This is a genomic window from Nguyenibacter vanlangensis, assembly GCF_013376155.1.
Classification (GTDB): domain Bacteria; phylum Pseudomonadota; class Alphaproteobacteria; order Acetobacterales; family Acetobacteraceae; genus Gluconacetobacter; species Gluconacetobacter vanlangensis.
This window is the reverse complement of the sequence record NZ_JABXXP010000506.1, coordinates 1-2,073: the sequence shown is the minus strand read 5'-3', so window position 1 is coordinate 2,073 and position 2,073 is coordinate 1. Positions and strand designations below refer to the sequence as shown.

Annotated in this window: 2 protein-coding genes and 2 pseudogenes; 2 read left to right on the top strand and 2 right to left on the bottom strand. The window is 64.4% G+C overall.

Features of this window, described 5'->3' with window-relative positions; translation table 11 throughout:
* Positions 1-190: pseudogene (locus HUK84_RS22905) on the bottom strand (hypothetical protein); the annotation flags it as partial.
* A gap of 313 nt (positions 191-503) precedes the next feature.
* Between HUK84_RS22905 and HUK84_RS22900 the strand changes: the two are divergent.
* Together HUK84_RS22900 and HUK84_RS15915 are read left to right on the top strand one after the other, a co-directional pair.
* The gene (locus tag HUK84_RS22900) at positions 504-704 is read left to right on the top strand and encodes a hypothetical protein (protein ID WP_218064411.1); all 201 of its coding nucleotides are present in this window, start codon (positions 504-506) and stop codon (positions 702-704) included.
* Between the two features lie 390 nt (positions 705-1,094).
* Positions 1,095-1,763 carry a gluconokinase gene (locus HUK84_RS15915; RefSeq protein ID WP_176641155.1) on the top strand — a complete coding sequence of 223 codons (669 nt, stop codon included), beginning with the start codon at positions 1,095-1,097 and terminating at the stop codon, positions 1,761-1,763.
* A gap of 111 nt (positions 1,764-1,874) precedes the next feature.
* On the opposite strand, the pseudogene HUK84_RS15910 reads toward HUK84_RS15915, so the two are convergent.
* Positions 1,875-2,073: pseudogene (locus HUK84_RS15910) on the bottom strand (ATP:cob(I)alamin adenosyltransferase); the annotation flags it as partial.

Sequence of the window (2,073 nt, the reverse complement as noted above, 5' to 3'; positions counted from 1 at the left end):
GGCGCGACGCCGGCTGGGCGGCCGCGGATTGGTGCGTCGACGGGGACGGCGACTGGGATGTGGCCGGGCGCTTGGAGCCGAGGCGGGCCAGGGCGAGACGCAGGGCCTCTTCGCTGACCTCTTCGCGATCGTCGACGTCGGCCGGCTCCGTCTCGCCGGATAATGGATGCGTTTCGTTATATACGGACACTGTAAAACTCTCGAAATATCAAAGAGGGAGACATAATCCGGTTTCGGCCCGGGACAGGGTCAGGCGGTACGCGCCGTATGGCCTGGATTTAGTCGATCACTGTGTCAATCACTGTCTGGCACTGTCACTGTCTGGTGGGATCACGGTGCGTGACGCCTGAATCACTGATTTCGGTGTGTCGTGGCCACAGATCATACGGTTCTTTTGAACCTTGAACCGCTGCGGCCACGTGCCTGGCTAGGGGCGAGCATTCCGGCGCCTGCCCTGTACGAATCCGGGCACGAAGCCGGACGTCGGGAGGCGAGTTGCCCTAATGATTCTTTTCTACACCGTTTCTCTAAGAAAATGCAAGGCCGTTATGGCCGAAATTCTTGGATTTTCGGGCGCGGGAGCCGCCAAATATGTGCAGATTGTCATCTGCGGGCAATTTGTTGCAGTCGGTGGTTCATGGTCTCGTTCCGTCTTTACGGGCGCGTCATGGACAATGCGCGGCCGGATGTGGGTGCGTATGTAAACGATGCGTGTCTTGTGGAACGGCAGGGCGGCCCTGTGCAATGAAAGGCGGGCATCGGGTGGAAATTCCGGATGGCCATATGCATCGCCGTGATGCGATTACCTGGATGTCCGCCGATCTATACATGATCTGTCCATGGATCGGGGATCGTCGTCATGGCCAGTCCGATGCGCCCAGGGATGTGGCGGCCGGGACGGGCAGGGTCACTTTTGGGTGACAATCGCGCCTAGCGCTTGCCCTGTCCGGCGGGGAGGGACACCACTATGCGGGTCGGTCCGGCGCCCCCGGGGGGATGCCCTCGGTTCGGGCGGCCTTGCCCTTCGGTTCGCCTGGGGCTTCATCGCGGCGGAAGACACTGAGAAGACGAGCAAGCAGGGAAATACGTCCATTATGTCACAGCATGCCCCCTTGAGCGCGTCCGCAGCGCCGCGCGCCTTTCCGACCGTTCCGCTGGCCCGGGCTTCCGAGCGCCTGAAACAGGTCGGGGCACCGCGCGTCCTGGTCGTCATGGGGGTGTCCGGGTCGGGAAAATCCACTCTGGCGCAGTTGCTGGCCCGGCGGGTCGGCTGGCCCATCATCGAGGGCGACGAACTGCATCCGGAGGCGAACATCGCCAAGATGAGCGCCGGCATTCCGCTGACCGACGCGGACCGGGCGCCGTGGCTGGAGAAGATCGGCGCGGTGGCGCGCGACTGGCTGCAGGGCGGCGGGTGCGGGATCGTGACCTGTTCGTCGCTGAAGCGGCGCTATCGCGATGTGATCACCGGCGGCGATGCGCGGGTGTGCTTCGTCTATCTGAAGGGCCGGCCCGAGGATATCGCGCCGCGTCTGGGCCAGCGGACCGGGCATTTCATGCCGGCCTCGATGCTGACCAGCCAGTTCGCGACCCTGGAAGAGCCCGACGATTCCGAGGTGCTGCTGGAACTGGACGTCACCGCCAGCCGGACCAGCCTGGTCGAGGCGGCCTATGAGACGTTGCTTGAGCTGGCGACGCCCGACCACCCGCTGTGCCGGCCGGTGGATGCGCGGGCCATCGCGCCGAAGGCCGCGCTGGGATAAAGCGCCTGGGCTGGTTTCCCGGGCCAGAGCAGATCCCGTTCAAACGGACTCGTTTGAACGGGTGAGGATGCTCGACAAAATAACAACACAGAGCATTTCCACTGAACCGCTCTATGCTTGTGAGGCGCTGCCGGGGACCCAGAGGATGTCGGCGCGTCCGTCATCGTTGAGGTGGCGGCCCAGCACGAACAGGTAATCCGACAGCCGGTTGAGGCAGCGCAGCACCGAGGGGCTGATCGGGGCGTCGTGGCGCAGGGCGGCGACCCGCCGTTCGGCGCGGCGGACCACGGTGCGGGCCAGGTGGGCGTGG